This window comes from Ralstonia pickettii, assembly GCF_016466415.2.
GTDB classification, from domain to species: Bacteria; Pseudomonadota; Gammaproteobacteria; order Burkholderiales; family Burkholderiaceae; genus Ralstonia; species Ralstonia pickettii.
Map to the genome: position 1 here is coordinate 26,445 of NZ_CP066771.1, position 25,983 is coordinate 52,427.

Annotated in this window: 24 protein-coding genes; 11 read left to right on the top strand and 13 right to left on the bottom strand. The window is 65.9% G+C overall.

Translation table 11 applies throughout. From position 1 onward, the window contains the following. Positions 1–2: 2 nt before the first annotated feature. Together RP6297_RS00100 and RP6297_RS00105 are read right to left on the bottom strand one after the other, a co-directional pair. Complete coding sequence (locus tag RP6297_RS00100; protein WP_037027935.1) at positions 3–674, bottom strand: hypothetical protein; 672 nt, start codon at positions 672–674, stop codon at positions 3–5. Positions 675–776: 102 nt separating this feature from the next. Next, a complete protein-coding gene (locus tag RP6297_RS00105) occupies positions 777–1,475 on the bottom strand; it encodes a Crp/Fnr family transcriptional regulator (RefSeq protein ID WP_037027937.1) in 699 nt (232 codons plus the stop codon). 193 nt (positions 1,476–1,668) lie between these two features. Here RP6297_RS00105 and RP6297_RS00110 point away from each other — a divergent pair, with 193 nt between their 5' ends. Then, complete coding sequence (locus RP6297_RS00110; RefSeq protein ID WP_037027938.1) at positions 1,669–3,303, top strand: acyl-CoA synthetase; 1,635 nt, start codon at positions 1,669–1,671, stop codon at positions 3,301–3,303. A gap of 108 nt (positions 3,304–3,411) precedes the next feature. On the opposite strand, the gene RP6297_RS00115 is transcribed toward RP6297_RS00110, so the two are convergent. Further along, positions 3,412–4,983, bottom strand: coding sequence for a lactonase family protein (locus tag RP6297_RS00115; protein WP_037027939.1), 1,572 nt, complete (start codon positions 4,981–4,983; stop codon positions 3,412–3,414). A gap of 215 nt (positions 4,984–5,198) precedes the next feature. Here RP6297_RS00115 and RP6297_RS00120 point away from each other — a divergent pair, with 215 nt between their 5' ends. Further along, positions 5,199–5,744 (top strand): GNAT family N-acetyltransferase, encoded by a 546-nt coding sequence (locus RP6297_RS00120; protein ID WP_037028764.1) that lies wholly within the window; start codon positions 5,199–5,201, stop codon positions 5,742–5,744. A gap of 85 nt (positions 5,745–5,829) precedes the next feature. On the opposite strand, the gene RP6297_RS00125 is transcribed toward RP6297_RS00120, so the two are convergent. From RP6297_RS00125 to RP6297_RS00135, 3 genes are all read right to left on the bottom strand, one after another. Further along, positions 5,830–6,300 carry a carboxymuconolactone decarboxylase family protein gene (locus tag RP6297_RS00125; protein ID WP_012760860.1) on the bottom strand — a complete coding sequence of 157 codons (471 nt, stop codon included), beginning with the start codon at positions 6,298–6,300 and terminating at the stop codon, positions 5,830–5,832. Positions 6,301–6,432: 132 nt separating this feature from the next. After that, positions 6,433–7,344, bottom strand: coding sequence for an RNA polymerase sigma-70 factor (locus RP6297_RS00130; protein WP_037027942.1), 912 nt, complete (start codon positions 7,342–7,344; stop codon positions 6,433–6,435). Positions 7,345–7,415: 71 nt separating this feature from the next. After that, a complete protein-coding gene (locus tag RP6297_RS00135) occupies positions 7,416–9,638 on the bottom strand; it encodes a response regulator (RefSeq protein ID WP_037027943.1) in 2,223 nt (740 codons plus the stop codon). A 240-nt stretch (positions 9,639–9,878) separates the two neighbouring features. Between RP6297_RS00135 and RP6297_RS00140 the strand changes: the two genes are divergently transcribed. After that, a complete protein-coding gene (locus RP6297_RS00140) occupies positions 9,879–10,493 on the top strand; it encodes a glutathione S-transferase (RefSeq protein ID WP_037027944.1) in 615 nt (204 codons plus the stop codon). A 12-nt stretch (positions 10,494–10,505) separates the two neighbouring features. Here RP6297_RS00140 and RP6297_RS00145 read toward each other — a convergent pair whose 3' ends face one another. Then, complete coding sequence (locus RP6297_RS00145; RefSeq protein ID WP_037027945.1) at positions 10,506–11,654, bottom strand: HPP family protein; 1,149 nt, start codon at positions 11,652–11,654, stop codon at positions 10,506–10,508. Between the two features lie 232 nt (positions 11,655–11,886). Between RP6297_RS00145 and RP6297_RS00150 the strand changes: the two genes are divergently transcribed. Further along, entirely contained in the window at positions 11,887–13,872 is a 1,986-nt protein-coding gene (locus tag RP6297_RS00150; protein ID WP_037027946.1) for an acid phosphatase, read from the top strand. 19 nt (positions 13,873–13,891) lie between these two features. Here the strand turns inward: RP6297_RS00150 and RP6297_RS00155 are convergent, their stop codons facing one another. Then, on the bottom strand, positions 13,892–14,773 hold the full coding sequence (locus RP6297_RS00155; protein ID WP_037027949.1) for an AraC family transcriptional regulator: 882 nt from the start codon (positions 14,771–14,773) through the stop codon (positions 13,892–13,894). 269 nt (positions 14,774–15,042) lie between these two features. On the opposite strand from RP6297_RS00155, the gene RP6297_RS00160 reads away from it, so the two are divergent. Further along, positions 15,043–15,336: a GYD domain-containing protein gene (locus RP6297_RS00160; RefSeq protein ID WP_004635830.1), complete on the top strand. Its 294-nt coding sequence runs from the start codon at positions 15,043–15,045 to the stop codon at positions 15,334–15,336. 70 nt (positions 15,337–15,406) lie between these two features. On the opposite strand, the gene metK is transcribed toward RP6297_RS00160, so the two are convergent. Then, positions 15,407–16,597: a methionine adenosyltransferase gene (metK, locus tag RP6297_RS00165; RefSeq protein ID WP_004635827.1), complete on the bottom strand. Its 1,191-nt coding sequence runs from the start codon at positions 16,595–16,597 to the stop codon at positions 15,407–15,409. A gap of 239 nt (positions 16,598–16,836) precedes the next feature. Between metK and RP6297_RS00170 the strand changes: the two genes are divergently transcribed. The 4 genes from RP6297_RS00170 to RP6297_RS00185 all read left to right on the top strand — a co-directional run bounded on the left by RP6297_RS00170 (position 16,837) and on the right by RP6297_RS00185 (position 20,435). Continuing rightward, positions 16,837–17,685, top strand: a complete 849-nt coding sequence (locus RP6297_RS00170) for a lysophospholipid acyltransferase family protein (protein WP_037027950.1) — start codon at positions 16,837–16,839, stop codon at positions 17,683–17,685. 13 nt (positions 17,686–17,698) lie between these two features. Next, positions 17,699–18,592, top strand: coding sequence for a lipid A biosynthesis lauroyl acyltransferase (locus RP6297_RS00175; RefSeq protein ID WP_009239318.1), 894 nt, complete (start codon positions 17,699–17,701; stop codon positions 18,590–18,592). 89 nt (positions 18,593–18,681) lie between these two features. After that, on the top strand, positions 18,682–19,560 hold the full coding sequence (dapF, locus tag RP6297_RS00180; RefSeq protein ID WP_012760869.1) for a diaminopimelate epimerase: 879 nt from the start codon (positions 18,682–18,684) through the stop codon (positions 19,558–19,560). Positions 19,561–19,607: 47 nt separating this feature from the next. Further along, a complete protein-coding gene (locus RP6297_RS00185) occupies positions 19,608–20,435 on the top strand; it encodes a polyphosphate kinase 2 family protein (RefSeq protein ID WP_012760870.1) in 828 nt (275 codons plus the stop codon). Positions 20,436–20,561: 126 nt separating this feature from the next. Here RP6297_RS00185 and pyrE read toward each other — a convergent pair whose 3' ends face one another. Continuing rightward, complete coding sequence (gene pyrE, locus RP6297_RS00190) at positions 20,562–21,239, bottom strand: orotate phosphoribosyltransferase (RefSeq protein ID WP_004635818.1); 678 nt, start codon at positions 21,237–21,239, stop codon at positions 20,562–20,564. Between the two features lie 33 nt (positions 21,240–21,272). Between pyrE and RP6297_RS00195 the strand changes: the two genes are divergently transcribed. Then, positions 21,273–22,058, top strand: a complete 786-nt coding sequence (locus tag RP6297_RS00195; RefSeq protein ID WP_009239315.1) for an exodeoxyribonuclease III — start codon at positions 21,273–21,275, stop codon at positions 22,056–22,058. Positions 22,059–22,185: 127 nt separating this feature from the next. Beyond that, entirely contained in the window at positions 22,186–23,199 is a 1,014-nt protein-coding gene (argC, locus tag RP6297_RS00200) for an N-acetyl-gamma-glutamyl-phosphate reductase (protein WP_037027954.1), read from the top strand. Between the two features lie 72 nt (positions 23,200–23,271). On the opposite strand, the gene RP6297_RS00205 is transcribed toward argC, so the two are convergent. The 3 genes from RP6297_RS00205 to RP6297_RS00215 form a co-directional block, all read right to left on the bottom strand. Further along, on the bottom strand, positions 23,272–24,180 hold the full coding sequence (locus tag RP6297_RS00205) for a prohibitin family protein (protein WP_037027955.1): 909 nt from the start codon (positions 24,178–24,180) through the stop codon (positions 23,272–23,274). Positions 24,181–24,488: 308 nt separating this feature from the next. Next, positions 24,489–25,244 carry a YdcF family protein gene (locus tag RP6297_RS00210; RefSeq protein WP_037028765.1) on the bottom strand — a complete coding sequence of 252 codons (756 nt, stop codon included), beginning with the start codon at positions 25,242–25,244 and terminating at the stop codon, positions 24,489–24,491. 121 nt (positions 25,245–25,365) lie between these two features. Then, entirely contained in the window at positions 25,366–25,971 is a 606-nt protein-coding gene (locus RP6297_RS00215) for a DUF6630 family protein (protein WP_037027956.1), read from the bottom strand. Positions 25,972–25,983: the final 12 nt, after the last annotated feature.

Consider the following 25,983-nt stretch of genomic DNA (forward strand, 5'->3'; position numbering starts at 1 on the left):
GCTTAAAGGGCCATCGCCAGCGGCTGCGCCCACCGCTCCAGCGGGGCGGTGCTGCCGTGCACCGAACCGCTGACCGAATCTGCGCTGCCCGCCAGCAGGGCAGCCAGCTCCACCCCGAACAGGCTTGCGCACGTTTCATTCAGCGTGCGCGCGTTGCGGAGGCCGGCCCACCGGGCCAGCGCGTGCAGCGCTTCGGCTTCGGGCTCGTCATTGCCGCACGTGTGCGCCAGCCGGTACAGCGCCCAGGCGGCGCGTTGCTCGCGCACCAGCGCATGCAGTGCTTCCCCTTCCGCAAACAGACGCGCACGCACCTGGCGCGGGCAGGCCTGCCAGCAATGGCTCAGCAGCGCGGCGTTCCACGCCTGCACGGGGTGTTCGAACACCAGCGTGGCGAATGCGCGCGCCCAGGGCTTGTCATGCTGGATGGCGGCCATGCGCGGGCAGCCGGCGTCGGGCACGGCCTTGAACGTGATGGCGCACGGATGCCACACGGTGCCCGGAATCTCGCAACCGAAATGCGCGAAGGCGGGCACCACGAACGGGTCGCCCGCGCGTACTTCGCGCCGGCCGTTGGCATCGCGCAGGCATACGGTGCCCTGCTCAGCCTGCACGCGCACCGCAAACGGAAAGCGCAGGCGCGAGAGACGGACGTGGGCGCGGCTGATGAGTGGCATGGCTGACCGATAAGGCGGCGGATGAAGCGCGACTGTTGCAGGATTCTATGTCTGTGCGCAACAGGCGCAATGTCGCCCCGGTGACAGAGTCGGGCGCGGCGCTTACAACTCCGACAGACCGAAAAGCCGCAGCCGCTCAAGGTCGGTCACGCGAATGGTCTGGTATGACAGCGCGATCATTCCGCCTTCGGCCAGCCGTTGCAGCGCGCGGTTCACGCGCTGGCGCGACAGCCCCGTCAGCAGCCCGATCTCTTCTTGCGACAGCTCCAGCACGGTGCTCGTGCGCGGGTACAGGGCAGGGTGGAACAGCTGCGCAATCGCTTGCGCCACGCGCGCATCGGCGCTCAGCAGGCGATCGTTCTGCACGGTGGCAATGAGCTGACCCATGCGTTCGTTGAGCTGGCGCACCACAAAGCTGGCAAACGGCAAGCTCTGCGCGAGCAGCGTATTGAACACGGGTTCGGGCACCAGCAGCACGTGCGAGGCGCGAATGGCGATCACGTCATAGCGGCGGTCTTCGCGCTTGATGACGCTGCCCTCGCCGCACCAGCCGCCCGCAGGCACGCCGGAGAACGTGCAGCCCCGCCCGTCGGAGGTGTACACGGCCAGCTTGATGAGGCCGGTGTCCACGCCGATCCAGTAGCGGGACGGTTCGCCGCGGCGGGCAATGAAGGCGCCGGGCTCGAAGGCCTGCAGCAGGGTTTCTCGCGCCGCCAGGGCCTGGTGTTCAGGCGCCAGCGCGGTGTACCACGCATGGCCTTGCAGTTGCGTGGCGGGCGTCGGAGCACGGGGTGTCGTCATGGCAGGCGTGGGCACACGGTCAAGGGTGGCGGGGGCGCGTGGGGCTCTGCCTTCGCTTTGTAAGAAACCCGTCAGCCTTGGGGCGGCGCGGGTTTCCGGGCGGTTTGTCACTCAGGTGACAGAGTGCGGGAGCCGGCCGATGATAGCGTTGCCCAACAAAAAGCAACAGCGCCCGGCGCACGGAGACACAGCAATGCCCACGGATTTTGATAGCGGTCTGGCCCGCAACGCGGCCAACTTCGTCCCGCTCACACCCATCGAGTTTCTTGCCCGCGCGGCGGATGTGTATGGCGACCGCCTGGCCATCGTGCACGGGCCGGCGCGCCAGAACTGGCGCGACACCTATGAGCGCGCGCGGCGCCTGGCCAGTGCGCTGTCGCTGGCGGGCGTCGGCCGTGGCGACACGGTGGCGGCGCTCCTGCCCAACACGCCTGCCATGGTGGAGGCGCACTTCGGGGTGCCGATGGCGGGCGGCGTGCTCAACGCGCTGAACATCCGTCTGGATGCTGCCAACCTGGTCTTCATGCTGCGCCATGGCGAAGCCCGTGTGCTGCTGGCCGACACCGAGTTTGCCGACCTGGCCCGCCAGATGGCGCTGGAGATTCCCGGCCTGAAAGTGATTGCCGTGAACGATGCCCTGGGCCCGCAGGCCGAGCCGTTTGGCAACACCGATTACGAAACGTTCCTGGCCTCGGGCGACCCGCACTACGCCTGGCAGTTGCCGGCCGACGAGTGGGACGCCATTGCGCTGAACTACACCTCGGGCACCACGGGCGACCCGAAGGGCGTGGTCTATCACCATCGCGGCGCGGCCATCAACGCGGTGTCGAACATCCTGGAGTGGGATCTGCCCAAGCATCCCGTCTATCTCTGGACGCTGCCGATGTTCCACTGCAATGGCTGGTGCTTCCCATGGACGATCGCGGCGCGTGCGGGCGTGAATGTCTGCCTGCGCAAGTTCGAGCCGAAGCTGGTGTTCGACCTCATGCGCGACGAAGGCGTGACGCACTACTGCGCCGCGCCCATCGTGCATACCGCGCTGGTGAACGCGCCGCCGTCGTGGCGCGAGGGCCTGCGCGGGCCGGTGCGCGGCATGGTGGCGGGTGCACCGCCCCCGGCCGCCGTGCTGGCGCAGATGGAAGCCATGGGCTTTGAGCTGACGCACGTCTACGGCTTGACCGAGGTGTACGGCCCTGCAGCCGTCTGCGCCGAGCAGGACGAATGGCGTACGCTGCCCGAGCACGACCGGGCGACGATGAAGGCGCGCCAGGGCGTGCGGTACCACCTGCAATCGCAAGTGGCGGTGCTCAACCCCGAGACCATGCAGCCTGTGCCGGCCGATGGCGAGACCATTGGCGAAATCATGTTCCGCGGCAACATCTGCATGAAGGGCTATCTCAAGAACGAGAAGGCCACGCGCGAGGCCTTTGCCGGCGGCTGGTTCCACACCGGCGACCTGGGCGTCTGCATGCCCGACGGCTACATCAAGATCAAGGACCGCAGCAAGGACATCATCATCTCGGGCGGCGAGAACATCTCAAGCGTGGAAGTGGAGGACGCGCTGTATCGGCACCCGGCCGTGCTGGCTGCCGCCGTGGTTGCCCAGCCGGATGCCAAGTGGGGCGAAACGCCCTGCGCCTTCGTTGAACTCAAGGACGGCGCCACCGCCACCGCAGAAGACCTGATCGCACATTGCAAGACGTTGCTGGCCGGCTTCAAGGTGCCCAAGGCAGTGTTCTTCGGGCCGCTGCCCAAGACGTCGACGGGCAAGATCCAGAAATACGAGCTGCGCCGCAAGGTGAAGTCGACTTCGGCGATTGATGTGTGAGGCTGGCCGGGGCTGCCGCGTGGGACCCCCGCAATAAAACAGAGCCCCTCGCCTTCGCGAGGGGCTTTGCATTCCTGCAGACCGATTCAGCTCAGCTCAACTACAACCTCACGGCACCGCCACAATCGCCATCCCGCGCGGGATGTTGCCGGTGGCGGCTGACCCGCTTGCCACGGCGGTCAGCTTGCCGGTGGTGCTGTCGATGCTGTATGCGCTGACGCTGTTGTCCACGGCGCTGACCACATAGGCGAAGGTGCCGGCGGGGTTGACGAGCACGGTCACGGGCGCGTTGCCGGTGGGTGTGGTGGCGACCGCTGTCAGGGCGCCGTTGGACGGGTTGATGCTGAAGACGCTGACCGTGTTGGCCAGCACGTTGGTCACGTACATGAAGCCGCCCGACGGTGCGATGGCGATGTAGTACGGGTTGGTGCCTGCCGCCACCGGTGTGCCCGATGCGGTGAGCGCCCCGGTGTTGCTGATGCTGTAGACGCTGATGGTGTTGTCTGCGGCGTTGGTCACATAGGCGTAGGTGCCCGCCGAGTTGACCGCGATGAACTGCGGCGTGTTGCCCGTGTTGACCGTGGTGCCCACCTGCGTGAGTGCGCCCGTTGTGTTGTTGACGGCAAACGCCATGGCCGTGCCCGGGGTGGCGCCGCTGTTGGCGTTGACCACGTAGGCGAAGGTGCCTGCGCTGTTGATGGCGACCGTGTACGGGTTCGCCCCCGCGGTGATGGGCGCGAGCGCGGTCAGTGCACCGGTGCCCGCGTTGACGGAGAACGCCGACAGCGTGTTGTCTCCATAGTTGGCCGTGTACGCAAACTTGCCGTTGGGCGTGCGCGCAATGCTGTACGGCTGTACACCCGTTGGGGTGGCTGATCCCACGACCGTCAGCAGGCCGGTATCGGCATTGATGGACAGCGTGGTGATGGTGTTCGCGTTGGCGTTGGCCACGTAGACGAACTTGCCCGCAGGGTCGATGGTCAGCGACAGCGGGCCCGCGCCCACCGTGACTGCTGTACCAATGGCCGTGGGCAGCCCGGTGGTCGCATTCAGTGTGAAGGCGGAGATGGTGCCGTCATTGGAGTTGACCGCATAGCCGAACAGGGGCTTGGGCGTGCAGGCCACCGCAATGGTGGTCACGTTGCTGGTGCCCACGGTGCCGCTGCCGTTGGTGACGGTGCAGGTCTCTCCCACCGGACGTGTGCCGACCGTCGCTGCATAGGGTTTGCCCTGCGCGAGCTTGGTGGGGAAGTTGAAGCTGCCGTTGGCGTTGACGACAACCGCATCGCCGCCGTTGTCCAGCAGCGTGACGGACTTGCCGCTGGTCAGCCCGCTGACGGTGCCGCCCACGGAATAGGTCGCCGGCGCAGGCGCGGGCGCAGGTGTGGGCGCCGGCGTTGGTGTGGGCGCAGGTGATGGCGATGGCGTCGGTTTGGGCGCCGGTGTGGGCGCGGGTGACGGGGTGGGGGCTGGCGTGTTGTTGTTCGTCGGCGGGGTGGTGGTGCCGGCATCGTCGCCGCCACCGCAGGCAGTCAGCCCCAGCGACAGCGCGGCGGCCATCACCAGCGCGGCGCCGTGCATGCCGCGTGCGTGCCGCGGGGCGTCGGGCGGAATCGGTGCCGGTGTGGGTTGTGTGTGCGCGCTGCTGCCTTGCGCTTTGGCGATTAAAAGCTCGGCCATGGCTCCCCCCCGTTCCGGTTGTCGCGGTTTGTAGATTTGTTGACTCGCGTTTCCCGAAGCATAGGTACCTGGGCACATGCCGACATAGGCCAATTGACGGACAAAGCCCTCGGCTTCATGGACGGAGGCGGCACTGTAGGTCGTGCGGGTGTGATTGGCGCGATACTGGCCGCTTACGTTTGCTTTTCGCCTACACGTCGATCGCCTTGCCAGCCATGTCCAACGCCAACCCAAATTCGAACAACACAGTCTTGATCCGTCAGTTGTCTTCTGCCGATGCAAACGATGTGGCTGACTACCGCGCCATTCGTCTTGCTGCGCTCAAGGATTCGCCCGACGCATTCGGATCAACCTATGAGGCCGAAGCCGGGCTCTCTACGGAAGCGTTTGCCGAACGCTTGGCGACCACCATCGTGCTGGGCGCCTATGCCGGAACGGGCAGCGACGTGCGCATCGTCGGCATGATCGGCTTCAAGCAGCAAACGATAGCGAAGCTCGCGCACAAGGGTTTTCTGTGGGGCTTTTACGTGGCGCCGGCCGCGCGCGGGCGCGGCGTGGGTGTGGCGCTGGTGGATCGCATCGTGGCGGCGGCAACGGGCCTGGTGCAGCAGCTCACCTTGTCGGTGGTACGCGGCAACGATGCAGCGCTGGCGCTGTACGAGCGTTGCGGGTTTGAGACCTACGGCGTGGAGCCCCGCGCGCTCAAATCGACCACGGGCTATGCAGACGAAGTGCTGATGGTGCGCTTCCTGCACGGCTGAACTTGTTGAGCCTGTCGGTGCAGCGCCTACGCGTGGGCGCAAGCGCTGCTGTACAGCGATCGTCCTACCGACGGCGCAGTGCTTGTCAAGCTGCTGCAGCATACGGCGCGTTCAGCGGCACCGGGTTGCGCAGGCTCACGTTCAGCAGGTTCCAGCTGTTGATGGTGACGATCACAAAGCTCAGTTCGGCGATCTCTTCATCGCTGAAGTGCGTGCGCAGGCGGGCGAATTCTTCGTCGCTGGCATCGCTGTGCGGCGTGTTGGTGACCAGCTCGGCCCAGCGCAGGGCAGCGCGCTCGCGCTCGGTAAAGAACGGCGCTTCGCGCCAGCCGGCCACGGCGTTCAGGTGGCGCGGGTCTTCGCCCATCTTCATCAGGTCGCTCCAGTGCATGTCGATGCAGAAGGCGCACCCGTTGATTTGCGACACACGCAGCAGTACGAGGTCGACCAGCCTTGCGCCCAGCAAGTCGCGGCGCAGGCCGTTGGACAGGTTCAGCAGGTTGTTGAACGCCTTCGGTGCGAGTTGGAAGTAGGCAATGCGGGGGGCTTGCGACATACGTGGCTCCTGAGGGGTTGAGTTGATGAACGAGCCGATGCAGGCGGCAGGTGGGTGCCTGGCGTCGCTCCATACCCTGAAGACGCCTAGCGCGGCTGCGTTGTGACAGCCCCGCAAGAAAACTTTGTTTTTTTATGCGCCGATGCCGATGTGAGCCAGCTTGTCCGGATTGCGCACCACGTAGATGGCCACGATCTGGCCGTTCTCGATGACGAACGACTGCGCCGATTCCAGCTTGCCATCCACGTAGCGCAGCAGGCCGGGCTCGCCGTTCACGCGGGCCTGCACGTAGCGGACGTCGCCCATGGCGCGCACCAGCTCGCAGTAGATCTTGGTGATCTGACCGGCGTCTTGAATGATGCGCGTGAACGACGGCACCTTGCCACCGCCGTCGCCCACGAGTTGCGCGTCATCTGCCAGCAGCGCGCGGATGGCATCGCGCTGGCCCGTGCGTGAGGCTTGCGCAAAGCGCTCGAGCAAATCCCGATGCGCATCGGGCGCGACATCGAAGCGCGGGCGCTCCTGCTGCACCCGGTCTGATGCGCGGTGCACCATCTGCCGGCACGCAGCTTCGGTCTTGCCCAGCAGGGCGGCGATCTCCGAGTAATCCTGATCGAATACCTGGCGCATCAGAAACGCCGCGCGCTCTTCGGGCGACAGGCGCTCGAGCACCCACAGCAGGGCCATCGACACATCGCCTGCCAGTTCCACGGCGGTTTCGGGCGTGTGGGCGTGGCTTTCGGGTTCAACCAGCGGCTCGGGCAGCCACCAGCCGACGTAGGCTTCGCGCTCGGTTTTGGCGGCGCGCAGGCGGTCGATCGACAGGCGCGTGACGACGGTCACTAGCCACGCCTCGGCCGATTGCAGCGCGGTCTGGTCGGTTTGGTGCCAGCGCATCCAGGCGTCCTGCAAAACGTCTTCCGCGTCGGCCCGACTGCCCAGCATGCGGTAGGCAATCGCAAAAAGCCGAGGCCGCGCGGCGCTGAAGGCTGTGTCTTCGCGATCAGTGCGGGTAGCACGGTCGGGGTGTGGTTGTGACGTCATGGCGAAGGTGTCGTCTAGGGAAGATGCTCCCTAGACGGACAGGCGCGGTCAGTTGTGACAGGACGCAGCGATTATGCGGCGTTCGTCACATGTCGCGTTGCCGCGTTTACGGTCGTACCGAGCCATGGCGCCAGCGCTTCATGCAGCAGCGTCAGTTCGACGGGCTTGGCGAGCACGCGTGCGCCCGGAATCGGCTCGCCAATCTCGGCGTGCGCGCCGTAACCGGTCATCAGCAGTACGTCCATGTGTGGGTGCAGCGGCCGCAGCGTGCGGGCGAGCTCAGCGCCGGATCGGCCCGGCAGGGTGAGGTCGGTCAGCAGCACTTGAACCGGGCGCGTGTGGGCCAGGGCGAGGGCGTCTTCCGCAGTGGCGGCGGCCAGGCATTGCAGGCCAAAGGTGGCGAGCACCTCCTGCATGGCTTCGCGGGAGGCAGTGTCGTCTTCCACCAGGAGCACCGTAGGCGGTCGCGACGTGTCTGCAGTTGCAGGCACGTCGATGGACGGCACTGGCGATGTCGTTGCCGATGTCGTTGATGTTGGCTGCAACCGCGCCTGCACTGTGCGGCTGCTGTCGAGCACGTTGCGCACCATGCGCGCCAGGTCATCGCGCCGGTAAGGTTTGTCGAGCAGCGTCACGCCAGGCGGCAGCCTGCCGTCGTGCAGTATCTCGTCACGCGTGTAGCCCGAAACGAGCAGCACCGGTAGCGGCGGCACGCGTTGCGCCGCCCGGATCGACAATTCGCCGCCCTTGATGGGGCCCGGCATGATCACGTCGGTAAACAACAGATCGATGGGCGTGCCGCTGTTCATGAGTTCCAGCGCGGCTTCGCCGTTGGCGGCGGTCAGCACGCGGTAGCCGAGCTGGGTGAGCATGTCGACGGCGGTCAGGCGCACGTCGGTGTCGTCCTCCACCACGAGGATGGTCTCGCGCCCGCCCATGGGCGTGACGACGGTATCGCGCAGGTCCAGGGCATCGTCCTGGGCGGCCACCGTGCTGCGCGGGAAGTAAAGCCGCACCGTGGTGCCCCGCCCGACCGCGCTGTCGATGGCGATATGCCCGCCGCTCTGCGTGACGAAGCCGAACACCATGCTGAGCCCCAAGCCTGTGCCGTGGCCGTCGGGCTTGGTGGTGAAGAAGGGCTCGAAGACGTGTTCGACCACTTCGGGCGGCATGCCCACGCCGGTGTCGGTAACGGAGAAGACGACGTAGTCGCCGGGCGCAAGCTGGCCGCGCCCCTGCGCCTGCGTGCTGTCGAGCGTGACGTTGGTGGCGGCGATGGTCAGCACGCCGCCGCCGCGCATGGCATCGCGTGCGTTGATGGCAAGGTTCAGCAGCGCGTTCTCGAGCTGGTTGCGGTCGGCCTGCACGTGCCACAGATCATCGGCCAGGTGCGTTTGCACCTTGATGGCCTCGCCCAGCGCGCGGTGCAGCATCTCGCTCATGCCCTGGATCAGCCGTGTCGGGTTCACCACCGCAGGCGAGAGTGGCTGGCGCCGCGCGAAGGCCAGCAATTGCGCGGCCAGCGTGGCGCCGCGCTGCACGGCGCGCGTGGCAGCGGCCACCCGGTGCTGAACGCGCGTGTTGCCCGGCGCTTCCACGGCCAGCATCTGCAGGTTGCCGGCAATCACCTGCAGCACGTTGTTGAAATCATGCGCGACGCCGCCGGTCAGGTTGCCGATGGCTTCCATCTTCTGGGCCTGGCGCAATTGCGCTTCCACTTCGGCGCGGGCAGACAGTGCGTCGGCCACGCGTTGCTCCAGCGTTTCGGTCAACTGGCGCAGGGCCTGCTCGGCGGCCTGCCGCTCGCGCTCGGTCTGCACGCGCTCGGTGGTTTCCACCACGATGGCAAGCACGCCAGCCGGGCGGCCCGTGTCATCGGGCAGCGGGCTGTAGTAAAGATCCATCCACACGTCTTCGGGGCGGCCGTTGCGCAGCAGGACGAGTTCCTTGTCGCGGTACGACAGCGTGCCGCCACCGAGGCAGACGTCCATGACATGGCGGTTGAAGTCGGCCACTTCGGGCCAGCCCAGTTCAACGGGGCAACCCAGCAGATAGGGATGACGCCCGCCGGCAAACACGGCGTAGGCATCGTTGTAGACCATGTAGCCGTGGCGGCCCCACAGCATGACCAGCGGCACCGGACACGCCAGCACCATTTGCACGGCGGCACGCAGGCTGGGTGACCAGTCCTGGATCGGGCCCAGTTCAGTGGAGGCCCAATCGAATGCCAGCACGCGCTGCGCCATCTCACCGTTCCAGCCGAGGCAGTCATGGTGATGCGCGAGAAACGGCATAAGGTCTCCTGTCCGGCGGGCAGCACAGTGCACCCGAGTTGTGGTCATTCTAGAAAATCGGGAGGCCGGCCGGCGTCGGCAACAGACGGCTCAAAGCCATGCCGCGCACGCAGAAAACGTGCCTGAGGCGGTCGGCACGCTTTGCGCTGGCTGTCTATCATGTGCATCCGTGCCCGCGCAGCCTTGCGCTTCGCACCAAGGTTTTCTACCCACCGCCGCCCCCACCAGCGAGGAGATTTCATGAAGTTGATCGGCATGCTTGATTCACCGTACGTGCGCCGCACGGCCATTTTGCTGAAGCTGCTCGGGCTGCCGTTCGAGCACGCGGCGGTCTCGGTCTTCCGGCATTTCGATCAGTTCAGCGCCATCAACCCCGTGGTCAAGGCGCCCACACTGGTGTGCGACGACGGCACCGTGCTGATCGACTCCACGCTCATCATCGATTACGCAGAAACGCTGGCAGGCCGCAGCTTGATGCCCGCCGCCATTGCCGAGCGCCAGCACGCGCTGCGCGTGATCGGCCTGGCGCTCGCCGCGTGCGAGAAGGCCGTGCAGATCGTCTATGAACACAACCTGCGCCCGAGCGAGAAAGTGCACGAGCCGTGGGTCGAACGCGTGCACAGCCAGTTGCTGGCGGCGTTGGAAGCGCTTGAAGCGGAGTGGAAGGACGCGCCCTTGCCGGTGGACCAGAACGAGCTGAGCCAGGCCGGCATAACGGTGGCCGTGGCCTGGGCCTTCATCCAGTTGATGGTGCCGGACCGCGTGCCGGCGGCGGATTATCCGCGCCTGGTGGCGTACTCGGTGGCGGCGGAACAGCTGAGCGCTTTCCGCGAGTTGCCGCTGGATGCGGTCTGACGGCGGTTCAGCTCAGGCCGCCTGTGGCTCGATGTTGGCCTGACGGTACAGCCCGCCCACCAAGTCGGATTCCGTGACGATGCCGGCCAGCCGTCCGTCGGCATCCAGCACCGGAATGTGGTGGTGGCCGGCGCTGGCAAACATCGGCACCAGATCCGACATGGGCGCGTTGGCGGCGATGGTCTGCACGCGTGTCTTCATGTGATCGGCCACGCGCGGGGGCGTGAGCGCGCCGATGCTGAACCAGCGGCGCAGCGTCTGGCGCATGTCCGCCGGCGCCAGGCCTAGCAGGTCGACGCGCGTGACGATGCCCACCACGCGCCGTCCCTCATCCACCACCGGCAATGCCTTGAAACCATGCTGGCGCAGCAGTTCCAGTGCACGGGGGATCGACGTGCCGGCCAAGACCGTGACCACCGGCGTGGTCATGATGTCTGCACAGGTGAGCGCCTGGAAGGTGCGCGTGTAGGCCTGCAGTTGCATCTCGCGCAGCACGGCTTCGATGTCTTCGGGGTCGATGTCGAGCAGCTCGCTCTGGCGGCGCAGCGCGGCGACGATGTCGGCGCGGGTGAAGCCGGCCGCCGTGGGCGGACGCTCGCCAGCAGGCAGGCGTTGCGCGTGCGGATACCGGTGGCCCGTGGCCGCGTGGTACACGAGTGCGCCCACCAGCAGCAGCGCTGACTGGATCAGGATGGGCTCCAGCACGAAGCGGTAGCCCAGCGCATGCACGGCCGGGCCGCCAATCACGGCGGTGAGCGCCACTGCGCCCGAGGGCGGGTGCACGCAGCGCAGCGCAAACATGCCGGCAATGGCCGCCGAGATGGCCAGCGCAGAGGCAATCACCGGATCATTCACCAGCAGCGCGAACGTCACGCCCACGGTAGCCGCCACCAGGTTGCCGCCGATGATCGACCACGGCTGCGCGAGCGGACTGGCGGGCACCGCAAACAGCAGCACGGCAGAGGCGCCCATTGGGGCGACCAGCAGCGGGATCAGCGTGGAAGCGCCCGGCACCATCTTCATCATCGTGCCGGTAAAAAGGATGCCGGCGAGGGCGCCGACTGCGGAACGGACGCGCTCGCTCCAGCGCACCGTCACGGGTGCAGGAATGAAGCTGTGGAGCCAGCGGCGCAGGGCGGGATGCAGGGATGAAGAGGACATGGTCGACGGACGGCGATTGCCCGGACCAGGCTTCACCAATGTCAAAGAATGCAGCCGGCGATTCTATCACGCTGTGACATAACTCACTGTCAGCGCTGTCATGACGCGGAATGCCCCAATGTAGGGCGAAGATCATGCGGATTTGTCAACGAAACGTCACCGTTGTTTCATGGCGCGTGTCGAGACTGCCGGGCTTTCCAACGCTCTTTGCGGGTTGCGAGCCCGCCGCACCATGTCCTTCACTGCCCGCCCCGCGTTTTCCCGCCCGCGTCTGTGCTCCAGCCTCGTTGCGCTGTTCGGTGCCCTCGCGCTCACCGCGTGCGGCGGCGATGACACCACCAGCAGCACGCCCGTTGCCACCACGCAGGCCATTCCGGCGCCGCCCGCGGACCCGGGCTTTGTCGACACGGCGGCCGTGGCCACCGGCGTACCGGCCTTCGTCGACAACATCGCCACCAACCAGCGCGGCGATGCCCGCTACGCCACGCTGGGCACCAATGCCGGCGTGCGCCTGTTCATCCGCTTTCTGGATCTCTGGCAGCCGCTCACGGAAATCGTCGATGCGGGCGTGAGTGCGCCAGCCAACGGGTCGTTCCCGGCGGTCGTGGCGTCCACGTGGACGGGCCTGCCCAACGACGGCACGGCCGGCGGCACGCAGCTCAATCTGCCGGTCTTGAACGCAAACGTTCAATACGTGGTGAACGCCACCACCAACCGCACGCAGGCCCAGGCCGACGCGGCGTACTTTGACGACCGCCGCGGCAAGGGCTACAGCGTGAGCGACGGCATGGGGCCGCTGACCACCGCGTGGCGCACGCTGGCGCAGCAGACCACGTCGATTACCACCGTGCCGGCCGATGCCACCACCGTGCTCTACAACGACAGCGGCAACAACACGGGCGTGGGCACCTCGGCCGGCAACACTGCCTTCGGCAAGGTGGTCGACCTGATCAACACGGTGGGCAACAACGCCTCCACCGAGCCTTCCAAGCGCTTCTACAAATACGCGCGGCCGTACCGCTGGAGCAGCAGCGTGGTCGTCGTGCCGACGCTGGTGCCGGCCGAGAGCCCGACGCCCACCACCGACGGCGGCTTCATCAGCGGCCATTCGGCGGAAGCAACGCGCGATGCGGTGGCCATGGCATACCTGGTGCCCGAGCGCTTCCAGCAGATCCTGGCGCGCGGCATGGAGCTGGGCGAGAACCGCATCCTTGCCGGCATGCATTCGCCGCTGGATGTGATGTCCGGCCGCATGATCGGCATTGCCGCCGCGGCGGCCAACCTGGTCGATCCGGCCAACGCTGCGCTCAAGGCGGCGGCCTTCACGCAGGCGCACGCTGCGCTGATGGCGCAGACCGGCACGGATGCGACGACGTTCCCGGCGCTGGCCCAGTCGGGCACCCTGGCCACCGACCGCTTTGCCGACTACGCCACCAACCAGGCCAACTTCACGCGCCGCATGACGTTTGGTTTTACGCAGATCGGTGCGACGACGCTGGCGCCGGTGGTGCCCAAGGGCGCCGAGGTGCTGCTGGAAACGCGCTTCCCGTACCTGAGCGCCGACCAGCGCCGCGTGGTGCTCAAGACCACCGAGCTGGCGTCCGGCTACCCCGTGCTCGACGACGCCGAAGGCTGGGGCCGCCTCAACCTGTTCGCGGCGGCCGACGGTTACGGCGCGTTCAACGGCAACGTGATCGTGTCGATGGATGCAACGCAGGGCGGCTTCAATGCGGCCGATTCGTGGCGCAACGCCATCTCGGGCCCTGGCAAGCTCACGCTGCAAGGCACCGGCAGGCTGCGTCTGGCAGGCGCCAACACGTACACCGGCGGCACCCAGGTCGCAGGCGGCGTGCTGGAAGCCGATTCGGCCAATGCATTCGGTGCGGGCGACGTGTATGTGGGAGCCGGCACGCTGGCGGTCAACGCGCCGGCGGCGGTGGCCATTGCCGGCAAGTTCACGCAACTGCAGGGCACCACGCTTGATCTGGCCATCGGCCCGAACGGCCAGGGCAAGCTGAGCGTGGCCGGCCTTACCACCATTGCGGGCGGCACGCTGCACGTGAAATTCGTGAACGGCTACACGCCCAAGGTGGGCGACACCATCGCCGTGGTGGATGGCGCCGGCAGCAACCGGCAGTTCACGTCGGTGGTGGTCGACGGCTTCCAGGCCACGGCCATCTACACGGCCACCGGCATCCAGATCCACCTGGACGCCTGATGCCTGAACGCCTGAACGTTCACCTGAGCGGCAGAAGCACGTCAGTCTCGGCTTCGTGCTCGGGCACGTCGGGGTAGAAGCGCACGCGCCGGAACAGCAACGGCGCGTCGCGCAACTCCTCGCCGCTGGCGGGCAGCCAATCGGCATACAGGTACGCAACACTCTGGCCGAGCGTGTCGTCGGAGCCCGTGTGGCGCAGCACGGCGTAGCGCCCGCCTGCCAGCGTCTTGCCCGCTACGCCCGCCGCATTGGGAGCGACCGGCGCGCGCGTGGCGGCGCAGATGTCCATGCGGAACGCCTCGGGCGGCACATCGCTGGGGTTGTCGTAGACGACGTTGTACGTGGTCGAAACGCTTGGGTGCAGCCGATGCTCGCGACGCCAGGCGATAAACGTGCGGAGAGTCTCGCCCAGGCGGGCGGGATCGCCGCGGTGCTCGATGGCCGCGACGGGCACGGCCTCGCGCTCGACGATCTCGACGGATTGGGTTTGCTGTTGTGCGGGCATATGCAGGCTCCTGAGGGCGCGCAACGCTTGTAGATCGGTGGCCCAGGGCGCCCACTGCGGCGCCGCCCGAAATGCCGACGGCGATTGCCCCGCCTGCCTGCGGAACGCCCGCGCAAATGCCTCCGGCCCTTCGTACCCGCACGCCAGTGCGATGTCGGTGATGCGCGCATCGTCGCGATAGGCGAGTTGATGCGCGGCGCGCTTCAGGCGCAGCAACTGCACATAGCGCCCGACGTTCATGCCGAACAGCAACGAGAACTGGCGGTGGAAGTGGTACCGGGAAAATGCGGCCACCCCGGCCAGCCCGTCTACATCCAGCGTGTCTTCCAGATGCGCGTCGATGTGTGCAAGCACGGCGCGGAAGCGGGCGAGGTAGCGGTCGGTGGCGGTGGTCAAGTTGGGCTCCTGGGAGGAGATACGTTAGCGCGCGTGATACCGCCGTGCCTGACCGAAGTTGCGCAATGGGCGCTTTTCAGCGGCGGTGTATCGCATCTGAAACCATCCGGGGCCCTGCACGGGCTGGAACGGACCGGTGTGGGCGCGATGTTGCCGCAATGGGGCTTGCCAGCTTGCCTGGCGTGCACATTGCACGAAAGCACCTCCCGCGCGTTTCGGCGGCGCGCGATGCAGCTTCCCTCCGACTCCCGCCGATCAGGAGATGCACCATGGCAACTTTTCTGGCCCTGCTGAACTTTACCGACCAGGGCATCCGCAGCGTGAAAGACACCACCAAGCGGGCGGCTGCGGCCCGCGAACTGGCCAAGGCGGCCGGCATCGACATGAAGGCGATCTACTGGACGCTGGGCCAGTACGACCTCGCCGTGATTTGCGAGGGCCCGGACGATGCCGCCATGACGGCCTTCGGGCTGGCGCTGGCCGCGGCGGGCAATGTCCGTTCGCAGACGCTGAGGGCGTTTTCCGCAGATGAGATGAACGGCATTCTCAGCAAGATGCCGTGAGCGCGGTATCGCCAAGCACGCAACAAAAAACCGCCCCGAAGGGCGGTTTCTCTTTGGCGCCAGCGCAGGCTCAGGCAAACGCCTTGGCCGGCTCGCCGGCCAGGCCGGCCGCTTCGCGCAGCAGCAGGGCCTTGTCGGTGGCTTCCCAGCTGAACTCGGGCTCCTCGCGGCCGAAGTGGCCGTATGCGGCGGTCTTTTCGTAGACCGGGCGCAGCAGGTCCAGCATTTGCACAATGCCCTTCGGGCGCAGGTCGAAGTGCTCCTGCACGAGCTTGGCGATCTGCTCGTCCGGGATCACGCCCGTGCCTTCCGTGTACACCGTGATGTTGATCGGGCGTGCGACGCCAATCGCGTAGCTCACCTGCACCTGGCACTGGCGCGCCAGACCGGCGGCCACCACGTTCTTGGCCACGTAGCGCGCGGCATACGCCGCCGAGCGGTCGACCTTGGACGGGTCCTTGCCCGAGAACGCACCGCCGCCGTGCGGGGCGGCGCCGCCGTACGTGTCGACGATGATCTTGCGGCCGGTCAGGCCGCAGTCGCCTTGCGGGCCGCCGATGACAAAGCGGCCGGTCGGGTTCACCAGGTACTTGGTCTCGGCCAGCATGTGCGACGGGAGCACCGGCTTGATGATCTCTTCGATCACGGCTTCGCGGATGGCCTCTTGCGACATTTCCGGCGCGTGCTGGGTGGACAGCACCACGGTATCGACGCTGTGGGGCTTGCCGTCCACATAACGCACCGTCACCTGCGACTTGGCGTCCGGACGCAGCCAGGGCAGGCGGCCGTCGCGGCGCAGTTGCGACTGGCGCTCGACCAGGCGGTGCGCGTAGTAGATCGGGAAGGGCATCAGCTCGGGCGTTTCATCGCACGCGTAGCCGAACATCAGGCCCTGGTCGCCGGCGCCCTGGTTGAGGTAGTCGTCCGACGCGCGGTCGACGCCCTGGGCAATATCCGGTGATTGCTTGTCGTAAGCGACGAGGACGGCACAGCCCTTGTAGTCGATGCCGTATTCGGTGTTGTCGTAGCCGATGCGCTTGATGGTTTCGCGCGCAACGTGGATGTAGTCGACGTTGGCCGTCGTGGTGATTTCACCCGCGAGCACCACCAGGCCGGTGTTGCACAGCGTTTCTGCTGCGACGCGCGCATATTTGTCCTGGGCGAGGATGGCGTCCAGGATGGCGTCGGAAATCTGGTCGGCGACCTTGTCGGGATGGCCCTCGGAGACCGACTCCGAGGTGAAGAGGAAGTCGTTTGACACGGCTGTTAGCTCCAGATTGGCTATCACGTTGCCAATCCGTTGAGCCACGGCCGGCGACGCTTTAGCGGTATTTAGCAACCTTGCCGAGGTTTGTGGCCAAGCAAGGATTCGCCCCGCAAGTTGTCAGTTAACTCGGCGAATCGCGCTATTATACGCGGCACTTTTCGGGGCCGCAGCAAGGCCTGTCAAGACCCTGCTTCCCTGTCGACTGCGACCAACACATTGCTGCGACCGCACGCATGACCTTCCTGTTCTGGCTGTTTTCACGCTTGCCCCTATCCGCGCTGCAGGCGCTGGGCGGCTGGCTGGGGGCGCTGGCGGCCAAGGTGCCCGGCCGCTATCACGACCGGCTCATTGCCAACTTCCGCCACGCCTATCCCGACGTCACGCCCGCCATGCTCAAGGAGGCCGGGCGATCTGCCGGCCGCATGGTGTTCGAGATGCCCTACTTCTGGGTGCGCAAGAACGGGGCGGACGTCGCCCCTCACCTGTTCGACGTGTGCCGGTCGATCGTCGAGCGCGCGCTTGCAGATGGGCGCGGCCTGATCTTCCTGACGCCGCACCTGGGCTGCTTTGAAGTGCTGCCGCAGGCCTACGCGCGTGAGCACCCCGTCACCTCGCTGTTCAAGCCGCCGCGCAAGGCAAGCCTGCGCGGCTGGATTGAAACCATGCGAGCGGGACCGAACATGCAGATGGCACCGGCAGACCCGCGTGGCGTGCGCATGCTGGTGCGCGCGCTCAAGCGCGGCGAGGCCGTCGGCATCCTGCCCGACCAGACCCCCACCGCCGGCGAAGGCGTATGGGCGCCGTTCTTCGGCAAGCCCGCCTATACGATGACGCTGGTGCACCGTTTGCATCGGCTCACAGGTGCGCCCGTCGTGGCACTTTTTGCCGAGCGGTTGCCGCGCGGCGCGGGCTATCGCCTGCACTTGGAGGAGATCGGCGATCTGCCCGAAGACGCAACGCAGGCCGCCACCCGCATCAATGCCGCCGTCGAACGGTTGATTGCCGTGGCGCCGACGCAATATCTCTGGGGCTATAACCGCTACAAGCATCCCAAGGGCGCGGACGCTCCGCCCGCTGCCTGACACTGCTGCCTTTATGGAACGTCTCTCTGCCAAACTCGGACTCGGCTTCTTGTGGCTGCTGTCCTTCCTGCCGTACGGCTTTGTCGCGCGTTTTGGCGAAGGCCTGGGCGGGCTGCTGTACCGCATTCCCAATGGCCGCCGCCGCGTGGTGCTGGCCAACTTGCGCGCGTGCTTTCCCGAGAAGTCCGAAGCCGAGCGCGAAGCCATGGCGCACGAAGTCTTCCGCAAGGTCTTCCGCAGCTTTGCCGAGCGCTCGTTTGCGTGGTTCGCGTCGGAAAAGCGCCTGATGCGCGTGGTGAAGATCGACGACCAGGCCAATCTGCCAGCGCTGCACGGCCAGCCGCACATTCTCGTCACGCTGCATCTGTCGGGCGTGGAGATCGGCGCGCTGGCGCTGACCGACTACCTGCGCAAGCACGTCGGCAACGCCGGCTGCTCGCTGTACACGCGCATGGCCAACCCGGTGCTCGATGACGCCATCAAGGCGCTGCGCAGCCGCTTTGGCGCGACCATGGTGTCGCGCAACGAAAACATCCGCCAGATCATGCGCACCATCAAGCGCGGCGAGGCGCTGCAGCTCATCTCCGACATGGATTTCGGCGAGCGCGACTCGGAGTTCGTGCCGTTCTTCGGTGTGCCGGCGCTCACGCTCAACGCCATCCCGCGCATGGCATCGATGACCGGTGCCAAGGTCGTGCCGATGTACACCGAGATCCTGCCCAACTACGAGGGCTATGCGCTGCGCATCCTGCCCGCGTGGGAGAACTACCCCACCGGCGATCTGACCGCCGACACGCGCCGCATGAACGCCTTCTTTGAAGACGCGATCCGCCCGCGCATCACCGAGTACTACTGGGTGCACAAGCGCTTCAAGCACCGTCCCGAGGGCATGCCGGGCATTTATTGATGCGGGGAGCCGGCCCGCGGCAACCCCAGCCGGCTCCCTTTAGAATGGGTGTTTTCCGAACGCTCATCGCCGCATCTGTGCGGCCAGCCATGAAACTGCACTTCACCAAGATGCACGGCGCGGGCAACGACTTTGTCGTGCTCGACGGCATCCAGACCCCGATCGACTTCACGCCCGAGCAATGGGCTGCCATTGCCGACCGCCATTTCGGCGTGGGGGCGGACCAGCTCCTGCTGGTCGAGCGTTCAACGCGGCCCGACGTCGATTTCCGCTACCGCATCTTCAACCACGACGGTGGCGAGGTGGAGCACTGCGGCAACGGCGCGCGCTGCTTCGTCAAGTTCGTCACCGACCGCGGCCTGACGGACAAGCGCACCGTGCGTGTGGAAGTCATGAACGGCATCGCCACGCTGACGATGCAGGACGACGGCCAGGTCACGGTCGACATGGGCGCACCGGTGTTCGAGGCGGCGCGCCTGCCGTTCCTGCCCGAAGGCCTGCCCACCCGCGTCGAGGGCGACGACACGCAGCACGCGCTGCAGATCAACGGCCGGACCGAATGGCTGTCGACCGTGTCGATGGGCAATCCGCACGCCGTGCAGATTGTCGACGATACGGAAGCCTTCCCCGTGCTGGAAGATGGCCCGCTGATCGAATCGCATGCCGTGTTTCCGCGTCGTGTGAATGCGGGCTTCATGCAGATCGTCGATCGCCATTCCGTGCGCCTGCGCGTGTACGAGCGCGGCGCGGGGGAGACGCTCGCCTGCGGCACCGGCGCCTGCGCAGCAGTGGTGGCCGGCATCCGCCGTGGCGTGCTCGATTCGCCCGTCAAGGTAACCACGCATGGCGGCGACCTGACCATCGCGTGGGCGGGCGGCGGCCAGCCGGTCATGATGACGGGCCCCGCCACGACCGTGTTTGAAGGCACGCTGGATCTGGATGCGCTCAAGCTGACCGTTGCCCACTAGGCGCGCGGGAACTGCCCATTCGCCTGTCTGAACAACAAGGAGACACCGTGGCATCCAACGGCAAGAACCCCATCGACGACTGGTATTTCGACGGCAGCAGCAAGTTCAAGATTGCCAAGTTCGATCCTGCCGCCAAACCGTGCACCACGGGCAGCAAGGCGGGTGACCTGGCGCGGCTGGCCGAACTGTCTGCGCGCATTGAGGCGCTGCAGGACATCTTCTATGCCGAGCACCGCCGCAAGCTGCTGGTCGTGCTGCAGGGCATGGATACGGCGGGCAAGGATGGCACGGTACGCACCGTGTTCCGCGCGCTCGACCCGCTCGGCCTGCGCGTGGTGGGCTTCAAGGTGCCCACGCCGCTGGAGTTGGCGCATGACTTCCTGTGGCGGATCCATGCGGAGGTGCCGGCCGCAGGCGAGATCGTCATCTTCAATCGCAGCCACTACGAAGATGTGCTCGTTACCCGCGTGCATGGAGACATCGACGCCGCCGAGTGCAAGCGCCGTTACGCTCACATCAATGCTTTCGAGCAGATGCTGACCGAGACCGGTACCACCATCGTCAAGTGCTTTTTGCATATCTCCAAGGAGGAGCAGCGCGATCGGCTGCAGATGCGCATCGACGATCCGCAGAAGCACTGGAAGCTTGGGATGGCGGACATTGAAGAACGCAAGTTCTGGGAAGACTACATGGCTGCCTACGAAGACGCGATCAATGCCACAGCCACCCCGCACGCGCCGTGGCACATCATTCCGGCGAACTCCAAGTCGCATCGCAGCCTGATGGTGGCGGAGATTCTGCTGCAGGTGATGGAGCGGTTGCAGCCGGAATATCCGGTGGGGAATCCGGCGTTCTTGGGGTTGAAGATCGAATAGGGTGGTGGTTTGCGGCTCTTGCGCTGATGGTGCATCCCTCGCATCGGCTGCGGCAGGAGAATGAGCCACAAAAAAACAAAACCCCGGCGAACAACATCCACCGGGGTTCTTTAACGCGGCAAAAACTCAGATCGCGCTAACGCCGTACTTATCCCGATAAGCAGCAGCCTTTTCCCGATACCCAGCCAGCGCCGGGTCGCCCGCGTTATCCAGATACCCAAGCAGGTCATCCAGATTCGCAATCGACACCACCGGCATGCCGTACTGCGCCTGCACATCCTGCACCGCAGAGCGCTCGCCGATATCCACGGCGTTGCCGCTGCGCTCCATCCGATCCATCAGGATCAGCACAGCAGCCGGGGTCGCGCCGGCGGCGCGAATCAGCTCGACGGACTCGCGCACCGAGGTGCCGGCAGAGATCACGTCATCGACGATCACCACCCGGCCCTGCAGCTTCGCGCCGACCAGGCTGCCGCCTTCGCCGTGGTCCTTGGCTTCCTTGCGGTTGTACGCAAAGCCCACATTGCGGCCCAGGCCTGCGAGCGCCACGGCGGTGGCCGACGCGAGCGTGATGCCCTTGTAGGCCGGCCCGAACAGCATGTCGAACTCGACACCCGAGTCCAGCAGGGTTTTCGCATAGAATTGCGCGACTTGGCCCAGCAGGGCGCCGTCTGCGAACTTGCCGGCGTTGAAGAAATAGGGCGACGTCCGCCCCGCCTTGGTCACGAATTCCCCGAACGACAGCACGCCGGCTTCCACCGCAAAGCGGATGAAGGATTGGCGCAACTCGCTGTTTTGGCTCATCTTTTTTTCTCTGGTCCGCAAAAAAGTCCCCCCATGTTACGCATCATTTCCGCCAACCTCAACGGCGTGCGCTCCGCTGCCAGCAAAGGCTTTTTTGATTGGATGGGCAAGCAGGACGCCGACTTCGTCTGCGTGCAGGAACTGAAATGCGCGCAAGACGACATGACCCCGGAATTTCTGGCGCCGCACGGCTATCACGGCGTGTTCCAGCACGCGGTAAAGAAAGGCTACAGCGGCGCGGGCCTGTACACGCGCCACAAGCCAGACGAAGTCATCGTCGGCTTCGATAACGGCGAGTTCGATGCCGAAGGCCGCTACGTCGAGGCCCGCTACGGCAAGCTGTCGGTCATCTCGGTCTACGTGCCGTCGGGCTCCAGCGGCGAAGAGCGTCAGCAGGCCAAGTTCCGCTTCATGGACCTGTTCATGGAGCACCTCAAGGACCTGCGCCACGAAAAGGGCCGCGAGGTCGTGCTGTGCGGCGACGTCAACATCGTGCACAAGGAAATCGACATCAAGAACTGGAAGGGCAACCAGAAGAACTCCGGCTGCCTCCCTGAAGAGCGCGCGTGGCTGACCAAGCTCTTCGATGAGGTCGGCTACGTGGACGTGTTCCGCACGCTCGACCAGCGCCCCGAGCAGTACACGTGGTGGAGCAACCGCGGCCAGGCATACGCGAAGAACGTCGGGTGGCGGATCGATTACCAGATCGCCACGCCGGGCATTGCCGCCACGGCACGCCGCGCGTCGATCTTCAAGGACATCAAGTTCAGCGACCACGCGCCGCTGACGATCGATTACGACACGAAGCCGCACTGGTAAGCGGCACTAAAAACACTTCATAGCGCTGCCGCGGAAATGTCTTCGTCAGCCGCTACAATGCAAACCTCACGCGCCGGCATCGCTTGCCGGCGTTGTCTTTAGCCCCCAGTTTTTTAGCGAGATCACCATGGCATTCAAGGTTTTCGTCGACGGTCAGGAAGGCACCACCGGCCTACGCCTGCTCGATTATCTGTCGCAGCGCGACGATATCGAGCTCCTGCGCATCGCCGAAGACAAGCGCAAGGATTCAGCCGAGCGCGCCAAATTCCTGAATGCCGCCGATGTCGCATTCCTGTGCCTGCCCGACGTCGCCTCGCGCGAGGCCGTCTCGCTGGTCAACAACCCGAACACCTGCATCATCGACGCCAGCACCGCGTTCCGCACGTCGGACGACTGGGTCTACGGCCTGCCCGAACTGGCCCAGGGTCAGCGCGAGCGCCTGCGTAACACCAAGCGCATCGCCGTGCCGGGCTGCCACGCCAGTGCGTTCGTGCTGCTGATGCGTCCGCTGGTGGACGCGGGCATCGTCCCGGCCGACTACCCGGTCACCGCGTTCTCGCTCACCGGTTACAGCGGTGGCGGCAAAGCGATGATTGCCGACTACCTCGCCGCCAATAATCCGAAGCTCGACAGCCCGCGTCCGTACGCGCTGGCGCTGGCGCACAAGCACCTGCCGGAGATGCGCGTGCAGAGCAAGCTGTCGCTCGCACCGATCTTCACGCCGGTCGTCGGCAATTTCCTCAAGGGCCTGGCCGTGACGATCGGCCTGCACCCGCAGCACCTGGCCCGCAAGGTGAGCCCGGCGGACATCGCCCGCGTGCTGGCCGATTACTACCAGGGCGAGCAGTTCATCCGCGTGGCGCCGGCTGACAACGTTGCGACGCTCGACAACGGCTTCTTCGACGTGCAGGGCGCCAACGACACCAACCGTGCCGACCTGTTCGTGTTCGGTTCGGACGAGCGCATGGTCGTCACGGCGCGTCTGGACAACCTGGGCAAGGGCGCGGCCGGTGCGGCGGTGCAATGCATGAACGTGCATCTGGGCGTGGATGAAGCGACCAGCCTGCATGTGGAAGCGCCGATTCCCGCAGCTGGCGCCGAGCACGCCGTGCGCGAAGCCGCGCCGGGTTTCGCGAGCTGATTGCCGCCTGAGCGGAAACGAAAAACGCGCCTTCGGGCGCGTTTTTCTTTGGCCGTTTTGACGACCCGGGGCTTACTTGCTCTGCGCCCCCGCCGGGATGTTGAACAACATGCCGCCGCCGTTGCCGCCCGCCATCACGCTCGGCGTCACGCCGTTCCATTTCTCGATGGCGGCACGTTCGAGCTTCAAGCGTTCCCAGGCGAGCAGCCGGTCATCCAGCGACGAGGCGAGCGCATGGTTGGCAGCGGCTTCGCCTTCGGCAATCGCCACTTTCTTCTTCGCCTCGGCCTGGGCGGAGCGCACTTCATTTTCAGTGCGGATCGCGTCTTGGATGGCCTTGGTCTTGGCGCTCACTGCATCGAGCAGCGCACGCGGCGGGCGCAGCGAGCCGACGATGCCGAACTGCTTGATCGACACGCCCAGCGGTGCGAGCCGCGTGTCCAGCTCCTTGGTCAGCCGCGCGACAAACTCTTCCTTCTTGCCGCCGTTCACGTCGTCAAAGTTGTATTCCGAGCCCATGACGACGATCACGTTGCGCGCGGTGTCGCGCAGGTAGCCGTGCGTGAACGTCTCGATGCGATCGGCGCGGAAGTTGGTGTAGAAGGCCGGCACCTTCTCGCGGTCGAGCTGGTACGAGACAGCCACGTCCACGTTGACGGGCACGGCGTCCTTCGTGTTGAACGTCAGTTCTTCGTTGAGGGCGCGGCCTTCGTTCACGTCTTGCGTCCAGATCACGCGCTGCACGTAAGTCGGGTACTGAATGATCGCCGTCTGCACGGGGTTGTAGAACACGAACCCGGTGACGACGTTTTCATGCGTGATGCCGCGATCGACGAGCCGGTTGATCTTGATGCCCGTGTAGCCGGGCGGAATGATCTGCCAGTTCAGCAGGAAAGTCCGCCCGATCACCAGCGCCGCGACGGCGCCGAAGACGAGCGCGAGCAGTTTGACCGGCAGCTTGCTTGCCGTGACTTGAGGCATGAGGGTTCCCCTTGCTTGTTGGTTTGCTTCTGAGGTGTGGCTGGCGGGGTGGGCGCTGCTTACGCAGCGGCCCACTTGCTGGCGCAGGAATCGTCAGCGATTCCCGTCAGGGATGGCCGCGCCCGGTGGGCGGGTGCTGGCAAGCGAGCTTGCCAATGGTGATGAGGCGGTGAGCTTCAATACGGCCGAGATGGCGCATTGCGATGCCCGGATGTTGCGATGCACAAAGTATAGGTCGGCGCCGGAATTTTGCTCCCCCCCGGAAGCACTAGAGCACCACTTCGAATGCCCGGCGCAGGGCCGCCGAATCAGGCGTCACCGGGGTTGATGCGCGCGGGGTTCCAGCCCAGCGCGTTGTACATGTGATAGCGCGCGATGCCGATCCACTCGTGCAGTGCGAAATCGGTCAGCGCAAAGTTGTATGCCATCGGCAAGGGCGACGCCGCGGCCTGCAGATCGTCGGCGCGCACCGGAATCGGCGCCATGCCGAAGTGCGTGAAATACAGCAGGCTGCGCCGCAGGTGGATGGCGGACGACACGAGCACCGTGCGGTCCGGCGCGTATTGCGCCAACACCGTGCGCGAGAATTGCGCGTTCTGCCACGTGTTCATGCTCTGGGGCTCTATGAGCACGTCGTCCTTGGCGACGCCCAGCCTGACAAGCTCGCGCTGATACACGGTGGCTTCCGGCGAGCCATGGTGACGTGCATCGCCGCCGCTGACGAGGACCTTGCAATCGCCATCCGACTTGCGGCACGCCTGGTACAGCTGTGTGGTTTCCACCAGCCGCGGATACGAGAACAGCCCCGGCTCGACCGAGTCGCCCACGCGGAACGTGCCCGCGCCCAGCAGCACGATGGCGTTGCGCGTGCCCCATTGGATGTGCGGCTCGTTCTCGAACGGTTTTTCGAGCGAATCGAGCAGCCAGGCCGGCACCGGCCCGCAGCCGATCGCGATCACCAGCACACCACAGAACACCGCCAGCCCGCGCGCAGCCCGACGTCGGCCGCGCGCTGCACACACCGCTGCCACGATCACCAGCACACACAGGATGGTCAGGCTCACACGCTCCTCCAGGTTGGCGCCCCACGCGCACACGTGAGCCGCCATCGTAAAGAGGAACGGCCCGGCGCGCGACCCGTTTGCTTACGGGGTTGTTGCGGCCGATTGCGGATATTGCAACACGCTAGAGCGACAGCCCTTGCGACGCGCGGAAGTCGTCTGCCTGTTCGATTTTCAACCCTGCTCGCTCGGCGTACAGGCGGGCCTCTTGCAGCAAATCCGCCCGGATGGGAAACGCAAAGTAGTCGTCGCCGCCAGTGTCGACGTGCAGCAATTCGTAGCCATGCGGACGCAGCCACGCGCCAAAATCGAGCAGGCCGTCGGCAACGGTGCGCTCGGCTTCAGCGCGGGCCCATTCCCAACGCGCCCCGATGCCGAGCGTGTCGAGCAGCTTCTCTGCCTGCCATTCGATTTCATCCCAGGCTTTCCAATCGACCGAGATGGCCAGCGTCCACGGGGCGCCATCTCCCAGGTTTCGGGCGAGTGACCATGTCAGCAGGCCGGCGATGTCGTCGCCGGGGAGGTCACCGGTTCGTACGGAATCGGCTATCTGATCGGCCTCAGCCTGCCCGCACGGGCTTCCTACAAGGCGCACGAATTCGGCGAGGGCATCGAGCGTTTCCGCGCTGGGAGAGAAGTCGTCCCGCAGGATGTCGTCGTCGCGCAGCGGATCTTCCGATACCGGTGTCGACGCAGGCCGGCTGAACAGGTGTTTGAATCGCTTCAGCATGAAGGTGTTCTC

Bases quoted from the DNA above. Each gene is read 5' to 3' on its own strand.
- dapF (WP_012760869.1), top strand. From the start codon at position 18,682: ATGAAACTGCACTTCACCAAGATGCACGGCGCGGGCAACGACTTTGTC.
- RP6297_RS00140 (WP_037027944.1), top strand. From the start codon at position 9,879: ATGAAGTTGATCGGCATGCTTGATTCACCGTACGTGCGCCGCACGGCC.
- RP6297_RS00150 (WP_037027946.1), top strand. From the start codon at position 11,887: ATGTCCTTCACTGCCCGCCCCGCGTTTTCCCGCCCGCGTCTGTGCTCC.
- RP6297_RS00145 (WP_037027945.1), bottom strand. From the start codon at position 11,654: ATGTCCTCTTCATCCCTGCATCCCGCCCTGCGCCGCTGGCTCCACAGC.
- RP6297_RS00195 (WP_009239315.1), top strand. From the start codon at position 21,273: ATGTTACGCATCATTTCCGCCAACCTCAACGGCGTGCGCTCCGCTGCC.
- argC (WP_037027954.1), top strand. From the start codon at position 22,186: ATGGCATTCAAGGTTTTCGTCGACGGTCAGGAAGGCACCACCGGCCTA.
- RP6297_RS00115 (WP_037027939.1), bottom strand. From the start codon at position 4,983: ATGGCCGAGCTTTTAATCGCCAAAGCGCAAGGCAGCAGCGCGCACACA.
- RP6297_RS00215 (WP_037027956.1), bottom strand. From the start codon at position 25,971: ATGCTGAAGCGATTCAAACACCTGTTCAGCCGGCCTGCGTCGACACCG.
- pyrE (WP_004635818.1), bottom strand. From the start codon at position 21,239: ATGAGCCAAAACAGCGAGTTGCGCCAATCCTTCATCCGCTTTGCGGTG.
- RP6297_RS00130 (WP_037027942.1), bottom strand. From the start codon at position 7,344: ATGACGTCACAACCACACCCCGACCGTGCTACCCGCACTGATCGCGAA.
- RP6297_RS00100 (WP_037027935.1), bottom strand. From the start codon at position 674: ATGCCACTCATCAGCCGCGCCCACGTCCGTCTCTCGCGCCTGCGCTTT.
- RP6297_RS00160 (WP_004635830.1), top strand. From the start codon at position 15,043: ATGGCAACTTTTCTGGCCCTGCTGAACTTTACCGACCAGGGCATCCGC.
- RP6297_RS00170 (WP_037027950.1), top strand. From the start codon at position 16,837: ATGACCTTCCTGTTCTGGCTGTTTTCACGCTTGCCCCTATCCGCGCTG.
- RP6297_RS00120 (WP_037028764.1), top strand. From the start codon at position 5,199: ATGTCCAACGCCAACCCAAATTCGAACAACACAGTCTTGATCCGTCAG.
- RP6297_RS00205 (WP_037027955.1), bottom strand. From the start codon at position 24,180: ATGCCTCAAGTCACGGCAAGCAAGCTGCCGGTCAAACTGCTCGCGCTC.
- RP6297_RS00105 (WP_037027937.1), bottom strand. From the start codon at position 1,475: ATGACGACACCCCGTGCTCCGACGCCCGCCACGCAACTGCAAGGCCAT.
- RP6297_RS00175 (WP_009239318.1), top strand. From the start codon at position 17,699: ATGGAACGTCTCTCTGCCAAACTCGGACTCGGCTTCTTGTGGCTGCTG.
- RP6297_RS00110 (WP_037027938.1), top strand. From the start codon at position 1,669: ATGCCCACGGATTTTGATAGCGGTCTGGCCCGCAACGCGGCCAACTTC.
- RP6297_RS00135 (WP_037027943.1), bottom strand. From the start codon at position 9,638: ATGCCGTTTCTCGCGCATCACCATGACTGCCTCGGCTGGAACGGTGAG.
- RP6297_RS00125 (WP_012760860.1), bottom strand. From the start codon at position 6,300: ATGTCGCAAGCCCCCCGCATTGCCTACTTCCAACTCGCACCGAAGGCG.